The organism is Acidovorax sp. FHTAMBA (genome assembly GCF_038958875.1).
In the GTDB taxonomy this organism is placed as follows: domain Bacteria; phylum Pseudomonadota; class Gammaproteobacteria; order Burkholderiales; family Burkholderiaceae_C; genus Acidovorax.
In genome coordinates, this window is the sequence record NZ_CP152407.1 from 3,051,625 (window position 1) to 3,067,032 (window position 15,408).

Sequence of the window (15,408 nt, forward strand, 5' to 3'; positions counted from 1 at the left end):
TGGCCCGAAGACGAACGCGACCGCAAGCGCGCTCCCGCCCGCTTCTGAAGGCGTGGCTGCCCAGAGCAGCCCCTTGCGCCAAATCACGGATCCTCTCAACAAAAAACCCCGCATCGCGGGGTTTTTTGTCGTCCGGGAAAAGAGGTTGCAAAACCCGCTTCCCGATCCGCGGACCGTCAGCCCATGTGGAGGCCGCCGTTGACCGAGAAATCCGCCCCGGTGGCGTAACCGCCCTCCTCCGAAGCCAGCCAGGCGATGATGGAGGCGATTTCACTGGGTTCACCCAGGCGTTTCACCGGCACGGTGGCAACGATCTTTTCCAGGACGTCGGGACGGATGGCCTTGACCATGTCCGTGCCGATGTAGCCCGGGCTCACGGTATTGACCGTCACACCCTTGGTGGCCAGTTCCTGAGCCAGAGCCATCGAAAAGCCGTGCATGCCGGCCTTGGCAGCAGAGTAGTTGGTCTGGCCCGCCTGACCTTTTTCGCCGTTCACCGAGCTGATGTTGACAATGCGGCCCCAGCCTTTTTCCACCATGTCGGCCACCACCTGCTTGGTGACGTTGAACATGCTGTTCAGGTTGGTTTCGATCACAGCATCCCAGTCTTCGCGGGACATCTTGAGGAACATGCGGTCACGGGTGATACCGGCATTGTTCACCAGCACGTCAATCGTGCCGTGTTCGGCCTTGGTCTTGCTGAACGCCTCCACGGTCGAGTCCCAGTCGCCCACGTTGCCCACCGACGCATAGAAGGTGTAGCCGAGCGCCTTTTGTTCTGCCAGCCACTTGGCATGGTCACGGGTGGGGCCACATCCGGCAATGACCTTGAAGCCCTCCTTGTGCAGGCGTTGGCAAATGGCGGTGCCAATGCCACCCATCCCGCCGGTGACGTACGCAATTTTCTGGCTCATGTGATTTCTCCTTGTAAGTGGCTTGCTCGGCTACCACTTTAACGAAGAAACGCCGCGTTGCCGTGAAGGTAAACACTGAACCCTGCGCTTTTTGACGCAACATGCTGTGTCACGAGCCTGACACCCGGCGACGCTAAACGCGTGCACATCACCCGTGTTGGGGCGACAACGGCAGGGTCTCCCATCCGGGCTTGGCAAACAGATAACCCTGCTGATAGCGGATGCCCGTCGAGCGCAGGTAAGAAGACTCGGCCGCTGTCTCGATGCCCTCGGCGACGATATCAATCGACAGTCGCTGGCACACCAGAGCAATGCCACACACGATGGCCTGGCGCACCGGGTCCTGGTCGATATTGCGGATGAGCTCCATGTCGATCTTGAGCACATGGGGCTGGAACTGCACCAGCATGTTCAGGCCGGCGTAGCCCGCGCCAAAATCGTCAATGGCAGTCATCAGCCCCTGGCGGCGGTACTCGTTGAAGATGGATTTCAGATGGGGGCCATTGGTGACCTGTTCGCCTTCAGTCACCTCGAACATGATGCGGTCGTGCGGAAACCGGAACTCCTTGGCGGCCTCCATCGTGGCCCGGATGCAGGTCTCGGCGCGGTACACGGCATTCGGCAGGAAGTTGATGCTCAGACGGCAGCCCGGCATCGCGGCCAGCCCCAGACGGGAAGCCAGTTCAATGGCCTTCACACGGCAGGCCTGGTCAAACCGGTAACGATTGCCGTCATCCACCCACGACAGCACGGTGCCAGCGGATTCGCCATTGACGCCCCGCACCAGCGCCTCGTAGGCAAATGGACGATCCAGTTCCAGGTCCATGATGGGCTGAAAGGCCATCGTGAACTCGAACGGGAGCTGCGTCTTGTCACGACAAGATTGGCAGCCCACGGGTTCGAAGGGTTGGGCAAAGATGGTCGCTGTCATGGAGAAACATGGTAACGCATCATTACAAGGCAGCGGCCTCGCATTGCTACGCAGACCATATCCCCGGATGCGGCTCCTGCGACTACAGCACAAAGACCGCCACCGCCCCGGCCAGCCGGTCAGCCTGACCCTTGAGTGTTGCGGCAGCTGCAGCCGACTCCTCAACAAGTGCGGCATTTTGCTGCGTCATCTGGTCAAGCAGGCCGATGGACTGGTTGACCTGCGCTATGCCCGAAGACTGGTCTCGGGCTGCGGTGTGAATCTCACCCATCCTCGCGCTCACACGTTCGACCGATCCCACAATTTCGGCCATGGTCCGTCCGGCGTCATCAGCCAATTGCCCTCCCTGTGACGCCTTTTGCACTGAAGCGCTGATCAAGCCCGAGATCTCGCGCGCTGCTTGCGCTGAGCGCTGGGCCAGCCCGCGCACTTCCGTGGCCACCACCGCAAATCCGCGCCCCTGCTCGCCAGCACGCGCAGCCTCCACAGCCGCATTGAGGGCAAGGATGTTGGTCTGAAACGCAATGGAATCAATCACGCCCGTGATGTCGGCAATGCGGGCTGAGCCTTCGTTGATATCGCGCATGGTACGCACCACCTCGCCCACCACATCCCCACCGCGCCGGGCTACACCTGCCGCCGACACCGCCAGCGTATTGGCCTCAGCGGACGCAGCGGCTGTCTGGCCCACGGTGCCTGTCAACTGTTCCATGCTGGCAGAGGTGGCTTGCAAACTGCCGGCTGCATGTTCGGTGCGTACAGACAGGTCTTGCGCTCCGCTTGCGATTTCTTCGCACGCCACGGCCATACCGGCTGCGGCCTGCTGTACGGTGACAACCGTCTCGTGCATGCGCTCCAGGGCCTCTTTGAGGGCTCGCCCGCCGGGTGTGCGGACTACCAAGTGCGACATATCCAGGCGGATGCGATCGCCCTGCGCCAGCGAAGAGGTCAGGCGTCGCAGCTCAGTGGATTCCTGCACCGTGCGGCCCATCTTCACGGCCAGGACAACCTCCAGCACCGTCTGGATCACCACATACAGTGCGTGCAACATGACCTGTGCCAGGTTGGGGGAAGTGACGCAATACAGGCCAAACCCGGCCGCCTGAAGACGATCAAACACCACGTGGTGCACAGCAAACAACCCTGCCGCCCAGACGATGGGGCGCCAATCGAGGTACACCAGCAACAGCGCCAGCGTCACGAACACACCGAAATGGAACTCCAGCATCCCCCGGGCCAGCTGGATATGCAGGGCCACCAGGCTGACCTGCACAAACGACAACACCAGACGCGACGCCAGCGTGCCACGAGCCACCGCATACGCCACAGCAGCGATCGCCCCCAGCACCAGCACTGAGGTCAGCGCCAGCATCGATTCCACAAACTGCACGCCCAGCGCGATGGCTGCGAGCGAACTCAGTGCAATCGCAGCCAGGATGACACGGTCACCCAGCAAGGCGCCAGGGTCCGGACCACCAGACGGTTCCGAGAAATCCGCTGGGTGGGCAGAAAAAATAGACATTTAGAATCAATTTGTTACCAATATGGTTGAATCATAAACCATACGGTAATTTTTTGACTGCCTATTTATTTTTCTGACAGCGGGCAATAAAAAAGCTGCATGTCACTGCAGCTTCTTCGGTGCAACCGGTGCCGCTGGATCACCAACGCGGCACAGGCGTCACCCAGGCAAACCCCGTACGGGGGCCTTTGACTCAGCGTTCCACCGCCAGCGAGACGCCCATGCCGCCACCGATACACAGCGCGGCCAGGCCCTTCGTGGCATCGCGGCGCTGCATTTCGTGCAGCAGCGTGACGAGAATGCGGCAACCGGATGCGCCGATGGGATGGCCAATGGCAATGGCGCCACCATTCACGTTGACCTTGGCGGGGTCAATCGCCAACTCCTTGTTCACGGCGCAGGCCTGGGCCGCGAAGGCTTCGTTCAGCTCGAAAAGGTCCACATCGGCGGCGTTCCAGCCAGCACGCTGCAAGGCCTTGCGCGAAGCAGGCACGGGGCCCATGCCCATGGTGGCAGGGTCCAGGCCGCTGGTGCCAAAAGCGGCGATACGGGCCAGGGGCTTGAGGCCCAGGGCCGCCGCTTTTTTTGCGGTCATGACCACCACGGCCGCAGCACCGTCGTTCAGCCCCGAGGCGTTGCCGGCCGTCACGCTGCCCGCCTTGTCAAACGCCGGGCGCAGGCCCGCCAGGGCTTCGGCGTTGGTCTTGCGGTTGAGGTATTCGTCGGTATTGAAGAGGATGGGGTCGCCCTTCTTCTGGGCCAGGCTCACGCCCACGATTTCATCCACAAACCTGCCGGCATCCTGTGCAGCGGCAGCCTTTTGCTGGCTGGCCAGCGCCAGTGCGTCCTGCATGTCGCGGGTGATGCCGTACTGCTTGGCCACGTTTTCAGCGGTAATGCCCATGTGGTACTGGTTGTACACGTCCCACAGGCCATCCACGATCATGGTGTCCACCAGCTTCCAGTCGCCCATGCGCTGGCCGTCGCGCGAGCCCGGCAGCACGTGGGGTGCCAGGCTCATGCTTTCCTGGCCGCCGGCCACCACGATCTCGCTGTCGCCCCAGGCCACGGCCTGTGCCGCGAGCATCACAGCCTTCAGGCCCGAGCCGCACACGGCATTGATGGTGAGGGCCGGAGTTTCCTTGGCCACACCGGCTTTCATGGCCGCCTGGCGCGCCGCGTTCTGGCCCACACCGGCTGTCAGCACCTGGCCCATGATCACTTCGCCGATCTGGTCAGCCTGCAGCCCGGCACGTGCGATGGCTTCGCGGATCACGATGGCACCCAGCTCGGTCGCGGGGGTCTTGGCCAGTGCGCCGCCAAATTTGCCCACCGCGGTGCGGGTGGCTGAAACGATGACGATGTCTTCCATGGAAAGTCCTTTCGGGGTGGTTCAGTGCGGAGCGGCTTCGCGCCCCGGCGGGATGCGAGCTGATTCTCGCAGCCCTTGTGGAGACTTATAAGTCAGGACTTTTGCTTAACGTAGCGACCGGGCGCAGGTTCGATGGCCTTGAACTTGGTGCCCTTGCCGTAGGTTTTGGGCGCTGCAACCTGCTTGCCGGCATGGCTCTTGAGCCAGCCTGACCAGTCCGGCCACCAGCTGCCGGGGTGTTCTGTCGCACCGCCTAGCCATTGGTCGAGTGTGGCGGGCAGCTTGCCGTCCGCACGGATCCAGTGGCTGCGTTTGCCCTTGGCGGGCGGGTTGATCACGCCCGCAATGTGGCCCGAAGCCCCCATGACGAATCGCTTCTTGCCCGGCAGCACCTGCGTGGACGCATAGGCAGCGTTGATGGGCACGATGTGGTCCTCGCGCGAGCCGTAGATATACACCGGCAGGGTCAGGCTGGACAGGTCCATCTTCTCACCGCACACGGTGAGCTTGCCCGGCTTCACCAGCTTGTTTTCGAGGTAGAAATTGCGCAGATACCAGGCGTAGAACGGCCCGGGCAGGTTGGTGCTGTCGCTGTTCCAGTAGAGCAGGTCGAACGGCGGTGGCGTCTCGCCCTTGAGGTAGTTGCCCACCACGTAGTTCCACACCAGGTCGTTGGGGCGCAAGAAGCTGAAGGTGGACGCCAGGTCCTGCCCCTTCATCAGGCCGCCATTGCCCATCTGCATCTCGCGGAACTTGACGAAGGCCTCATCGATGAACACGTCCAGAATGCCCGTGTCGGTGAAGTCAATCAGCGTGGTGAGGAAGGTGACACTGGCCACGGGCTCGTCGCCGCGCGCTGCCAGCACGGCCAGCGCGTTCGACAGGATGGTGCCGCCCACACAAAAGCCCAGCGCATTGATCTGCTCGGCGCCGGTGATGTTCTGCACCACGTCGATGGCGGCCATGGCGCCGTCTTCCACGTAATCGTCCCAGGTCGTGTGGGCCAGGCTGTCGTCGGGGTTGCGCCAGCTCACCACAAAGGTGCGGTGGCCTTGCTCCACGGCGTAACGGATCAGCGAGTTCTCGGGCTGCAGGTCCAGGATGTAGAACTTGTTGATGCAGGGCGGCACGAGCAGGAAGGGCCGCTCATACACCTTGGCGGTGAGCGGCTTGTATTCGAGCAACTGGAAAAGCTCGTTCTCGTACACCACCGCGCCTTCGGTGGTGGCCACGTTGCGGCCCACCTCGAACAGGCTTTCGTCGGTCATCGACACATGGCCCTGCGTGATGTCGTGCAGCAGGTTCTGCATTCCCTTGGCAATGCTCTCGCCCTTGGTCTCGATGGCTTTTTTCTGCGCTTCGGCATTGAAGGCGAGAAAGTTGCTGGGCGCCATGGCGGCCATCCATTGCTCCACGCCGAACCGGATGCGCGCCTTGGTCTTTTCGTCGGCCTCCACGGCGTCGGCCAGGCCCATCAGGGTGCGGGCGTTGAGCAGGTAAGCGGCGGCAGAAAACGCAGCCACAGGGTTGCTGGCCCAGCCCTCGCCCGCAAAGCGCTTGTCCTTGACCTCGGGGATGCCCTGCAGGCCCTGCGCCCAAAGCTCCTGGGCATCCTTGAGGTATTGCTGCTGCAAGGCCTGCAATTTGTTCTGTGAGAGTTTCAGCGGAGCCGCGGCAGGTACTTGCGTGCCCAAGTCCAGTTTCTGAAACGATTGCAGGGCCTGCGCCCAGCTTTGCCCGAAAATCTTCTGGAACTGCTGAGCGCTCTCGGCCCACGGTGATTCAGAATTCATTCTCTTACCTCGATGGTTGATCGCTTGCAGCGGCAGGGGCTCGGCCCGCTGGTTTTTCCGGTCCATTGTTGCCGACGCCACCGCGCGTGGCAACGGATTCCCACGCTTGCACTGAACACGACAAACCAATGTACCTCATCGTTATTACCTGGGCTTACGTGACGCTCATGATGGCCGTGGCCGAAGCCACCAGCCCGCAGGGCACCCTGCTGGGCGCGCTGGTCACGTTTGCGCTTTACGGGCTGCTGCCCATGGGCATTCTGGTGTACATCCTGGGTACGCCCGGCCGCAAACGCAAGATCAAGGCGCGCGAGGCGGCCGAGCAGGCGGCCCACGACGCAGAACAGGCGGCGCTCGCGGCCCAGCAGGCTGCCGGCCCGGACTCAGCCGAGCCAGATACTGGCGGCCAGGCGCCCGCTGCCCCCCAGGGCCACGCTGTCGCGCCGGTGCGAAAAGAACCGTGACGCGTTGGCCACGGTGCACCATGGGGGCGTGCTGTCGTTGCCATATACACCCTGGATCCCCAGTGCCCGCAGGCGCAGGCGGGCCAGGGCCGGCAGATCGCACAGGAATTTGCCCGGTGCGCCCGCGCGGTGCACAAAGCAGTGCTGCGCGGCCGGGTCGGTGTCGCAAAAGGCGGCGCGCACCTCGGCCCCCACTTCAAACGCCTGCGGGCCGATGCAGGGCCCCAGCCAGGCCAGGGTGTCCTGCGCGACTGGCGTGGCAAGGCTTGACTCCGGGATACCGGGTTTTGCTTCGTATTTGATAGCTGTTGGCGCTTTACCATCAAGCGCCAGAGTACTAAAACGTTCAAAAACCGCCTCCAGAACGCCCCGGCCGTGCGCACCCGCCAGTCCACGCCAGCCCGCGTGCGCGGCGCCTACAACAAGTCCCGAGCGGTGGGCCAGCAACACGGGCAGGCAGTCGGCCACCATGATGGTGCAGACCACTCCCCGGGTGCTCGCGACGCACGCGTCGGCCTCGGTACCGTCGGGTGTGGAAGGCTCCAGGCAGACCACGCCATTGCCATGCACCTGGCTCAGGAAGACCGCGCGCGCACCGGGCGTGTGCGCCTGCAGCGCCGACTGCAGGATGCCGCGATTGGTCTGCACGGCCTGCGCGTCGTCGCCGACGTGGCTGCCCAGGTTCAGGCTGTCGAACGGGGGCAGGCTTGCGCCCCCATGGCGGGTGGTGCACACAGCGTGCACACCGGTGGGGGCTGGCCAGTCGGGCACCAGCCAGTCGTGCAAGGCAATCTGCCCAGGCCGGGCCATCAGGCCTCGCTGTCGGGGCAGGCCGAGGGCTGTGCTTGCTGGAAGGCAGGCAGCGCCATGCACGCGTTGAACGCACCCAGGGTCAGCGGCAGTCCGTCCAGGGGCACGTTGAAGCGCTGGGCATTGAAGATTTGCGGCACCAGGCAGCAGTCGGCCAGCGTGGGCGTGTCGCCCCAGCACAGCACCGAGGGCGGCAGGCCCAGGGCCGCGCGCTCTTGCGCGAGCAGTGCCAGCTGGCGCTCGAAAGCCTCCAGCCCGCTGCGCACCCAGTGGTGGTACCAGGCGTTCTTGGCGTCTTCCGGCACTTTCAGCTCCCGCACCAGGTACCTGAGCACGCGCAGGTTGTTCAGCGGGTGAATCTCGCACGCCACCATCTGTGCCAGGGCCCGCACGCGCGCGCGGGCCAGGGCGTCGGCCGGCAGCAGCGCAGGCGTGGGGTGGGTTTCGTCCAGGTATTCGATGATGGCCATCGACTGCGCGAGGGCCGCCCCGTCGTCCGTGACCAGCGTGGGCACCAGGGCATCCCCAATGCGGCTGGCATAGTCAGCGGCCTGGTGTTCGCCTTTGACGAGATGCACCGGCACGTAGTCATACCCCAGTCCCTTGATCTGCAGCGCGATGCGCACACGGAACGAGGCGGAGGAGCGGAAGTAGTTGTAGAGCTGCATGCAGGGATCTGTGGTGAATGGAAGGAAGGTGCCTGGGCGCTCGACCCCGACTGCGCAACGGAGGCAGCAGGAGGGGCGCCGCTGGCGCGGCCATCAGGCGCCGGATGTGCCCGCCGGGTCCTGGTGGTTGTAGACGATTCTGGACAAAAGCTCCATCAGGACCGCACTCTCCTGTGGGGTCAGCGGTGCCGTCAGGCGCTCCTGCACTCGCTGGGCCGCGTCGCGCATCTGAAGGGCAGCCACTTCGCCTTCCGGCGTGATCCACAGCAGCTTGCGGCGGCGGTCGCGGGTGTCGGGCTCGCGCCGGATCCAGCCGCGCTTTTCCAGTCGCCCGATCACCGACCCCGAGGTGGCCGCATCAAAGGCGACGCGCGATGCCAGCGTGACCTGGTCTTCCCCCGGACGGGCCAACAACTCGTGCAGGATGGCGAACTGCACCGGTGTCACATCAAACCCTGCGGTCTCTTCCATGAACAGCGCCACGGTACGCTGGTGCGCACGGCGAACCAGATGGCCGGGCGTGTTGTGGAAATCGAAGCTCTTTGCCATGGGCGCGAGTGTAGCGCCCGCAGCAGGCCGCCCCTGCCCATGGCACACTGCCACGCAGTGCTTGACCAATCACCCATGAAAGGCTGACATGAGCTACGTTTTTCCTCCCGCACCCGTGGCCAGCGTGCCGGTTACGGGCAGCAACGACCGCTTTCCCGTGCACCGCATTTACTGCGTGGGGCGCAACTATGAAGAGCACGCCAAAGAGATGGGCTTCACCGGGCGCGAGCCCCCCTTCTTCTTCATGAAACCGGCCGACGCACTGGTGGTGGTAAATGCCGGAGACACCGGCCAGCTGCCCTACCCCAGCCTGACCGCCAACCTGCACCATGAGATCGAACTGGTGGTCGCCATTGGCAAGGGGGGCAAAAACATCCAGGCCGCCGATGCGCTGAGCCACATCTTCGGCTATGCCGTGGGCCTGGACATGACACGCCGCGACCTGCAGAACGACATGAAAAAGCAGGGCCGCCCCTGGTGCATCGGCAAGGGCTTTGACGCCAGCGCCCCCATCGGCCCCATCACCCCGGCAGCCCAGGCGGGTGACGTGGCCAAGGCCGACATCTGGCTGCAGGTCAATGGCACAGACAAGCAGCGCAGCACCGTGGCCCAGCTCATCTGGAACATCGCCGAAACCATCGAACACCTGTCGGCCGCGTGGGAGCTGCAGCCCGGCGACCTGATCTACACCGGCACCCCTGAAGGCGTGGGCGCGGTCGTGCGCGGGGATGTGCTGGAAGGCGGCGTATCGGGCCTGGGCACGCTGCGCCTGAGCGTGGTGTAGCGCCGGGCACGCTCAGGCGCGCCGCCATATACTCACTTTTTAATAGCTGCTAGCGCTTACGCCATAAGCGCTAGCGCTCTATTTCATTCAAAACCCTGCATGACCCACCGCAGCCCCATCAAACACTGCCGCGAATGTGGCACCGCCGTGGTGTACCGCCTGCCAGACGACGGGGACACCAAGCCGCGCGCCGTCTGCCCCGAGTGCAACACGGTGCATTACGAAAACCCGCTGAACGTGGTGGGCACCGTGCCTGAGCTGGCCGACGGGCGAATCCTGCTGTGCAAACGCAACATCGAGCCGCGCTGGGGCAAATGGACGCTGCCCGCAGGTTTCATGGAACTGGACGAAACCACCGCCCAGGGTGCCGCCCGCGAGACCGACGAAGAGGCCGGCGCGCAGATTGAGATGGGCCCGCTGTTCAGCTTGCTCAACGTGCGCCGCGTGGGTCAAGTGCACCTGTTCTACCGCGCGGCCTTGCTCAGTGACCAGTTCAATCCCGGCTACGAAACCATCGAAGCGCGCCTGTTCACAGAAGAAGAAATACCGTGGGACGAGCTGGCTTTTCGTACAGTGAAGCAAACGCTTGAGGCGTATTTCGCCGACCGCAGGGCCGGCCAGTTCGGGCTGCACTGCATCGACGTGGAATAACGCGCCGCCACAGCCTGCGGCCGGCGGCGGCCATACGCACTGGCCCGTGTTCGCTCAGTGCGACAAAGGCAAAGGAATGGCTTTCCATCCTGAGTGGTTGAAATGACTGCCATAGGTGTTGAGTGCCTGGGCCACCTTCACCACCCCTTCCGCGCGCGCCTTGTCGCCTTCCTTGCCTTGCGCGGCATCCACGCCGCCCAGAATCTCGCCGATCACGATGTGCAACTGGGCATCGGCCTGGGGTTCGAGCTTGCAGTTCTCCACGATGTACGCGACCTGTTTGGAGACTTCCGCGCCAAAGGCGTCGTAGTCGGCTGCCTGGGCCTTGCCCGCGTGGGCCAGCGCCAGCGTGCGGTTCACGGCCTTGTGCATGGCATTCATGCCCTGGCGCAGCGGGGCATCGATGTGCCATTTCTTGCCCGCATTGAGTTCGATTTTCTGGGGCGCGGTCGCACCGTGGTCATGGGCACTCGGGCTGGCAGCCAGCGTGGCAAACGGCAGGGTCAAGGCGGCGGCGAGCACAAGGTACAGAGGGGATTTCATGAGAAGACTCCGGTAGGTTGAACAAAAAGGGCCGGCAATTGCCGGGCCTTGTTGCTTCAAACGAAGAGTGATCAAAAATGTTCCAAGTATTTGCATCTTTTATTGATAAAACCTTTGGCTGCCACGCCCCTCAGCGGCTACGCCCAGGCATCAATCGCGGTGCAGAAGTTCCTCTTCAGTGGATTCCTGGGCATAGCGGCTGAGCAGCAGGGTCATCAGGCGGGCACGCTGCCCCTCGTCGAGCAGCGCGCGCTCCGCCAGCAGTTGCGCAATCACGCGTTGCTGCTGCACGTCCTGCAAGGCGGCAATGCGGGCCTGCTCTGCGTCGATGGCGCCGCGCTGCGGCGGGTCGGCAAAAATGTGACGCACCAGCGCCTCGCGGTGGCGCCGGATCTCGGCCCAGTTCGCGGTCAGATCGCGCAGGAAGTCGGGTTCGAGCTGTTGCCAGCGCAGGCGCTGCTCGGCACTCAGTTCCAGGTAATCTGGCAGGTTCACGGGACTTTTCCGCACGGCATCCACACTCGACTGCGGTTGCAACAGGTGCATGGCAACGGCTACAAGGATGCCCGCGTTCAGGGCCAGCGACACGGCCAGAAGCCATGCGGGTACGCTGCGGCGGTTCATGGCATTCCTTTCGAAAGACGACAGAGTTCTGCGGCGGCGCACAGGCCACCCGGCGGCACCGGATCGAACACCCGCACCAGACCGGCACCCGGTGCAATGGCAGCACCGCCGCCCAGCAGCAGGCCGCCCAGCCAGATGCCCGACGCCAGCGCCAGTCCGCCAGCCAGCCCTGCCGGCATCCAGCCCAACCAGCCGGCCCAGGTAGGCCCTGGACGCGACGCGCGCTGGCGGTCACGCAAGCGTTGGTTGAGTCGATCATTCAGTTGAGCAGTCAGATCAAAGCCCAGCTGGGGCGACGGCATGGCGCGCAGGCTCTGCCCCAGGGCGGTAATTTCATCAAGCCGGTGCTGGCACACCGGGCAGCCCGCCACGTGCTGGCTGAAGCGGGCGCGTTCGGCGGGTTGCATCATGTCGTCCGCATAGGCAGACAAGTCGGCGTGTCGTGGGCAGGTCATGGCGAGGTCTCCATTCAGCGCGGCATTTTTTCCAGCAGTCCAGCGCGCGCCCGTGCAATGCGCGACTTGACGGTGCCGGTGTTCAGGTTGAGCACGGCGGCAATGTCGTCATAGGACATTTCTTCGATTTCCCGCAGCAGCAGGATCTCGCGGTGTTCGGGGGGCAGGCGCGCCAGGGCTTTTTCCAGTCCCTGGTAGCGCTGCGCCGTCTCCAGCACGGCATCGGGTGGCGGTGCGGGGTTGGGGTGGCTGGCGGCTTCGTCTTCGTCCCAGGGCACAAAGTCCACGCGCTTGCCCCGCCGCAGCCAGTCAAAAGCCAGGTTGCGGGCAATGCGAAACAGCCAGGTGCTCAGCCGGGCATCGGGTGTCCAACGCGGCAGTGCCTGGTAGGAATTCAGGAACGTTTCCTGCGTCAGCTCCAGTGCGTCGTCAGGCGACCGAGTAAGCCGTACCAGAAAGCGGTAGATACGATCCTGAAACCGCACCACCAGCTCGGAAAACGCCGCGCGGTCGCCCCGCTGTGCGTGCGCGGCGCATTCTTCGTCATCGAGGTGGCTGAAGATTCGCATGGTTGAACAACTGCTTCAACGCGCAGCGCACCAGAATGTTCCCTCTATTTTTTTCATTCTGGACCTGGCGCCGCTCGCGCCCGCATCTTGGCATGTACCCGAGCACGGAGGCAGGCCCAGCGACCGGTCGAGAGCGGCTCATGAAACCCTAGAACCGCAACACCGCGAGAGCCCACCTTTTTGCCGAAAGCAGGGTATGGGGCCGACTTTCGAGTGTGGTGGTTCACCTGTCGGATGCCACGCGTGGCAAGAACTCTGCGGCCCCTGTCAACGACTGCATCGCGCCCTCTGGGGAGACACGGCGTCGGCATCGAACACCATGCAGCGGCAGTGTCTTCTACGCCGATCAACGGTTCAACCGCCCACTCGCCAACCCGTTATTGCGTTGGCACGGCGGGCGCCAGGGGCGCAAGAGGGGTGACGACGACCGGCGCGGGGGGCGCAGTGGGCTGCCGCGGCACATACGGTGCATCGTCCGTAGTCACCGGGGGCAAGGTGCCTGGCGGGGGCATTGGTGGTGCAGAGGGGGTATCACCACTACTGAACAGCCCACGAATCCATTCGCGCATGCTGCCCAGCGACGTGTCCGCTGGGGGCGGCACGTCGAATTCATCCACAAACCGCTCGCTGGCATTTATCACCTTGGCGCGCAGCCCCTGCTGCATGAATTCGCCCACCATGGGCAGTGCGCTGCGTGCGCCCTGCCCCCAGTAGTCGCTGCGCAGCGTGATGCGGCCATCATTGAAGCCCGCCCAAGCGCCCGCCACCACGCGCGCGTGCATCAGGATGAACCAGCCATCGGTGTTGTCCTGCGTGGTGCCGGTCTTGCCCGCCACGTCGGCCTGGATGCCGTAGCGCGTGCGGATGGCCGTGGCCGTGCCTTTGTCCACCGCGCCACGCATGGTGTTGCGCAGGGTTTGCGCCGCACGCGCGTCAAACACCGGCGCGGGCGCGGAGCTGGCGAAGGTCTCCAGCACCTTGCCATGGCGGTCCTCGATGCGGGTGATGAGCACGGGCTCCACATAGCGGCCCAGGTTCACGATGGAGCTGTAGGCCGTCACCATTTCCTTCAGGGTGACCGGGCTCGTGCCCAGGGCCAGGGACGGCACCTCCTCCAGCGGCGACTGGCGCACGCCCAAAGCCCGTGCCACCTCGGCCACACGGGCCGGTCCCACCTGCTGCATCACCTGGGCGGTGATGGTGTTCTTGGAAAGCGCCAGGCCATCCGCCAGCGTCATGGGCTCATCGCTGGGGGCGCGGCCATCGGTGGGGCGCCACACGCGGCCGCCGCCCAGCGGGATCTCCACGGCCGAGTCCATCAGCGTGTCGTTGGGTGATGCCCCGTTGGCAAACGCCGCGCCATACACAAACGGCTTGAACGTGGAGCCCGGCTGGCGCCGCGCCGCCTGCACATGGTCAAACGGGTCTTGCGCAAAGTCGCGGCTGCCCACCCAGGCGAGCACATGGCCGGTCACCGGGTCCTGCGCAAGAAAACCCGCCTGCACACGCGTCTTCTCGGTGCGCAGCCTGCGCAGGAAGGCCTCGTCGGCCAGGAGGGTCTGCAGCGCGTCTTCAGGCGCCTCGCCCTTGTCCAGCGCCGCACGGTACTCCGCGCTCTCGCGCACCAGCGTCTGCACCAGCTCGTTGCCCGGGCCCCAGCCATTGCGCTGCGACCAGGCGGTGTCGGCCACGCCCTGCAGCTGCTGGCCGTGGCGTGCCACAGCACGGTTGGCGATGGCCTGCAGGCGCGAATCAATGGTGGTGCGGATGATGAGACCATCCGCATACAGGTTGTAGCCCCGGCTGTCGGCCCAGTCCAGCAGCTGCTTGCGCAGTTGCATCGCAAAGTGCGATGCCGGGCCCATGACCTCGGTCTGCCGCTCGAAGTTGACCCCCAGCGGGCGCACCTTGAGCCGCTCGAACTGGTCAGCCCCGAGCTGGCCGCGCTTGACCATCTGCGACAGCACCGTGTTGCGCCGCGCCAGCGCCCGCTCGGGGTTGAGCACCGGGTTGTAGTAGGCCGTGCCCTTGAGCATGCCGATCAGCGTGGCGCTTTCCAGCACGTTGAGCTTGTCGGCCGACTTGTCGAAATACGTGCGGGCGGCCATCTCGATGCCGTAGGCGTTGTACAGAAACGGTACGGTGTTGAGGTAGGTCTCCAGGATCTCGTCCTTGGTGTACGAGGCCTCGATCTTGACGGCCGTGATCGCCTCCTTGAGCTTGCGCGTGAGCGCCTGCGGGAACACGCGCGAGCGCCCGATCTCCTCGGGAAACAGATTGCGCGCCAGCTGCTGCGTGAGGGTGGAGCCGCCCTGCGGATCGCCCCGCAGCGTATGCACCACCGACGATGCCGTGCGCTTCCAGTCCAGCCCGAAGTGGTCGTAAAAGCGGTGGTCTTCGGTGGCGATGAGGGCTTTGACCACGTTGGGGGATATCTGGTGGAGCTCCACCCATTCGCGGTTGGCCCAGCGGTATTCGGCCAGCAGCTTGCCGTCCACCGACACGAGCTGCGCGGGTAGTTCGCTCTTGGCCTTGCGGATGTCGCTGATGCCGGGCGTGAAGGGCACCAGCGCCAGCGCGTACACCAGCAGCGCCACGGGCACCATGGCCAGCAGCCAGCAGCCGCTGCGCAGCGACAGCAGGCGCTGCGGCCGGCGGAAAACGAAGGCCAGTGCGCCGCGCACCCGGGCCCACAGTGCCTGCGCTGAAGAAGTAGATGTCATCAGAAATTGAATAAAAAATGCCGCTGACGCTTATCA

At 64.3% G+C, this 15,408-nt stretch carries 16 protein-coding genes; 3 read left to right on the forward strand and 13 right to left on the reverse strand.

Annotated features, from left to right (window positions below):
• Nucleotides 1-176: 176 nt before the first annotated feature.
• The 5 genes from phbB to phaC form a co-directional block, all read right to left on the reverse strand.
• The gene (phbB, locus tag AAFF19_RS14320; protein WP_008904285.1) at nucleotides 177-914 is read right to left on the reverse strand and encodes an acetoacetyl-CoA reductase; all 738 of its coding nucleotides are present in this window, start codon (nucleotides 912-914) and stop codon (nucleotides 177-179) included.
• A gap of 148 nt (nucleotides 915-1,062) precedes the next feature.
• Nucleotides 1,063-1,845, reverse strand: a complete 783-nt coding sequence (locus AAFF19_RS14325; protein WP_182118594.1) for an EAL domain-containing protein — start codon at nucleotides 1,843-1,845, stop codon at nucleotides 1,063-1,065.
• Nucleotides 1,846-1,927: 82 nt separating this feature from the next.
• Nucleotides 1,928-3,367 (reverse strand): methyl-accepting chemotaxis protein, encoded by a 1,440-nt coding sequence (locus AAFF19_RS14330; RefSeq protein WP_342720432.1) that lies wholly within the window; start codon nucleotides 3,365-3,367, stop codon nucleotides 1,928-1,930.
• Between the two features lie 193 nt (nucleotides 3,368-3,560).
• Nucleotides 3,561-4,739 (reverse strand): acetyl-CoA C-acetyltransferase, encoded by a 1,179-nt coding sequence (locus tag AAFF19_RS14335; protein WP_182118593.1) that lies wholly within the window; start codon nucleotides 4,737-4,739, stop codon nucleotides 3,561-3,563.
• A gap of 92 nt (nucleotides 4,740-4,831) precedes the next feature.
• Nucleotides 4,832-6,532: a class I poly(R)-hydroxyalkanoic acid synthase gene (gene phaC, locus AAFF19_RS14340; protein WP_182118592.1), complete on the reverse strand. Its 1,701-nt coding sequence runs from the start codon at nucleotides 6,530-6,532 to the stop codon at nucleotides 4,832-4,834.
• Nucleotides 6,533-6,660: 128 nt separating this feature from the next.
• Here phaC and AAFF19_RS14345 point away from each other — a divergent pair, with 128 nt between their 5' ends.
• On the forward strand, nucleotides 6,661-6,996 hold the full coding sequence (locus AAFF19_RS14345) for a hypothetical protein (protein WP_182118591.1): 336 nt from the start codon (nucleotides 6,661-6,663) through the stop codon (nucleotides 6,994-6,996).
• Here the strand turns inward: AAFF19_RS14345 and AAFF19_RS14350 are convergent.
• From AAFF19_RS14350 to AAFF19_RS14360, 3 genes are all read right to left on the reverse strand, one after another.
• Nucleotides 6,916-7,806: a laccase domain-containing protein gene (locus AAFF19_RS14350; protein ID WP_342720433.1), complete on the reverse strand. Its 891-nt coding sequence runs from the start codon at nucleotides 7,804-7,806 to the stop codon at nucleotides 6,916-6,918. The two genes, AAFF19_RS14345 and AAFF19_RS14350, sit on opposite strands and share 81 nt — an antisense overlap.
• Nucleotides 7,806-8,474, reverse strand: a complete 669-nt coding sequence (gene maiA, locus AAFF19_RS14355) for a maleylacetoacetate isomerase (RefSeq protein WP_342720434.1) — start codon at nucleotides 8,472-8,474, stop codon at nucleotides 7,806-7,808. The genes AAFF19_RS14350 and maiA overlap by 1 nt, the downstream gene beginning before the upstream one ends.
• 93 nt (nucleotides 8,475-8,567) lie before the next feature.
• Entirely contained in the window at nucleotides 8,568-9,023 is a 456-nt protein-coding gene (locus AAFF19_RS14360; protein ID WP_182118589.1) for a MarR family transcriptional regulator, read from the reverse strand.
• Nucleotides 9,024-9,111: 88 nt separating this feature from the next.
• On the opposite strand from AAFF19_RS14360, the gene AAFF19_RS14365 reads away from it, so the two are divergent.
• Nucleotides 9,112-9,807 carry a fumarylacetoacetate hydrolase family protein gene (locus AAFF19_RS14365; RefSeq protein WP_182118588.1) on the forward strand — a complete coding sequence of 232 codons (696 nt, stop codon included), beginning with the start codon at nucleotides 9,112-9,114 and terminating at the stop codon, nucleotides 9,805-9,807.
• A gap of 99 nt (nucleotides 9,808-9,906) precedes the next feature.
• Nucleotides 9,907-10,458: an NUDIX hydrolase gene (locus AAFF19_RS14370; RefSeq protein ID WP_182118587.1), complete on the forward strand. Its 552-nt coding sequence runs from the start codon at nucleotides 9,907-9,909 to the stop codon at nucleotides 10,456-10,458.
• A 54-nt stretch (nucleotides 10,459-10,512) separates the two neighbouring features.
• On the opposite strand, the gene AAFF19_RS14375 is transcribed toward AAFF19_RS14370, so the two are convergent.
• From AAFF19_RS14375 to AAFF19_RS14395, 5 genes are all read right to left on the reverse strand, one after another.
• Nucleotides 10,513-11,001, reverse strand: coding sequence for a hypothetical protein (locus AAFF19_RS14375; protein WP_008904274.1), 489 nt, complete (start codon nucleotides 10,999-11,001; stop codon nucleotides 10,513-10,515).
• 150 nt (nucleotides 11,002-11,151) lie between these two features.
• Nucleotides 11,152-11,625 carry a periplasmic heavy metal sensor gene (locus tag AAFF19_RS14380; RefSeq protein WP_008904273.1) on the reverse strand — a complete coding sequence of 158 codons (474 nt, stop codon included), beginning with the start codon at nucleotides 11,623-11,625 and terminating at the stop codon, nucleotides 11,152-11,154.
• Nucleotides 11,622-12,080 (reverse strand): zf-HC2 domain-containing protein, encoded by a 459-nt coding sequence (locus AAFF19_RS14385; RefSeq protein ID WP_008904272.1) that lies wholly within the window; start codon nucleotides 12,078-12,080, stop codon nucleotides 11,622-11,624. Before AAFF19_RS14385 ends, AAFF19_RS14380 begins: the two co-directional genes overlap by 4 nt.
• A 14-nt stretch (nucleotides 12,081-12,094) precedes the next feature.
• Nucleotides 12,095-12,649 (reverse strand): sigma-70 family RNA polymerase sigma factor, encoded by a 555-nt coding sequence (locus tag AAFF19_RS14390; protein ID WP_008904271.1) that lies wholly within the window; start codon nucleotides 12,647-12,649, stop codon nucleotides 12,095-12,097.
• 377 nt (nucleotides 12,650-13,026) lie between these two features.
• Nucleotides 13,027-15,372, reverse strand: a complete 2,346-nt coding sequence (locus AAFF19_RS14395) for a transglycosylase domain-containing protein (RefSeq protein ID WP_342720435.1) — start codon at nucleotides 15,370-15,372, stop codon at nucleotides 13,027-13,029.
• Nucleotides 15,373-15,408: the final 36 nt, after the last annotated feature.

Bases quoted from the DNA above. Each gene is read 5' to 3' on its own strand.
- AAFF19_RS14345 (WP_182118591.1), top strand. From the start codon at position 6,661: ATGTACCTCATCGTTATTACCTGGGCTTACGTGACGCTCATGATGGCC.
- AAFF19_RS14385 (WP_008904272.1), bottom strand. From the start codon at position 12,080: ATGACCTGCCCACGACACGCCGACTTGTCTGCCTATGCGGACGACATG.
- AAFF19_RS14335 (WP_182118593.1), bottom strand. From the start codon at position 4,739: ATGGAAGACATCGTCATCGTTTCAGCCACCCGCACCGCGGTGGGCAAA.
- AAFF19_RS14330 (WP_342720432.1), bottom strand. From the start codon at position 3,367: ATGTCTATTTTTTCTGCCCACCCAGCGGATTTCTCGGAACCGTCTGGT.
- AAFF19_RS14380 (WP_008904273.1), bottom strand. From the start codon at position 11,625: ATGAACCGCCGCAGCGTACCCGCATGGCTTCTGGCCGTGTCGCTGGCC.
- AAFF19_RS14350 (WP_342720433.1), bottom strand. From the start codon at position 7,806: ATGGCCCGGCCTGGGCAGATTGCCTTGCACGACTGGCTGGTGCCCGAC.
- maiA (WP_342720434.1), bottom strand. From the start codon at position 8,474: ATGCAGCTCTACAACTACTTCCGCTCCTCCGCCTCGTTCCGTGTGCGC.
- phbB (WP_008904285.1), bottom strand. From the start codon at position 914: ATGAGCCAGAAAATTGCGTACGTCACCGGCGGGATGGGTGGCATTGGC.
- AAFF19_RS14360 (WP_182118589.1), bottom strand. From the start codon at position 9,023: ATGGCAAAGAGCTTCGATTTCCACAACACGCCCGGCCATCTGGTTCGC.
- AAFF19_RS14390 (WP_008904271.1), bottom strand. From the start codon at position 12,649: ATGCGAATCTTCAGCCACCTCGATGACGAAGAATGCGCCGCGCACGCA.
- phaC (WP_182118592.1), bottom strand. From the start codon at position 6,532: ATGAATTCTGAATCACCGTGGGCCGAGAGCGCTCAGCAGTTCCAGAAG.
- AAFF19_RS14365 (WP_182118588.1), top strand. From the start codon at position 9,112: ATGAGCTACGTTTTTCCTCCCGCACCCGTGGCCAGCGTGCCGGTTACG.
- AAFF19_RS14375 (WP_008904274.1), bottom strand. From the start codon at position 11,001: ATGAAATCCCCTCTGTACCTTGTGCTCGCCGCCGCCTTGACCCTGCCG.
- AAFF19_RS14395 (WP_342720435.1), bottom strand. From the start codon at position 15,372: ATGACATCTACTTCTTCAGCGCAGGCACTGTGGGCCCGGGTGCGCGGC.
- AAFF19_RS14325 (WP_182118594.1), bottom strand. From the start codon at position 1,845: ATGACAGCGACCATCTTTGCCCAACCCTTCGAACCCGTGGGCTGCCAA.
- AAFF19_RS14370 (WP_182118587.1), top strand. From the start codon at position 9,907: ATGACCCACCGCAGCCCCATCAAACACTGCCGCGAATGTGGCACCGCC.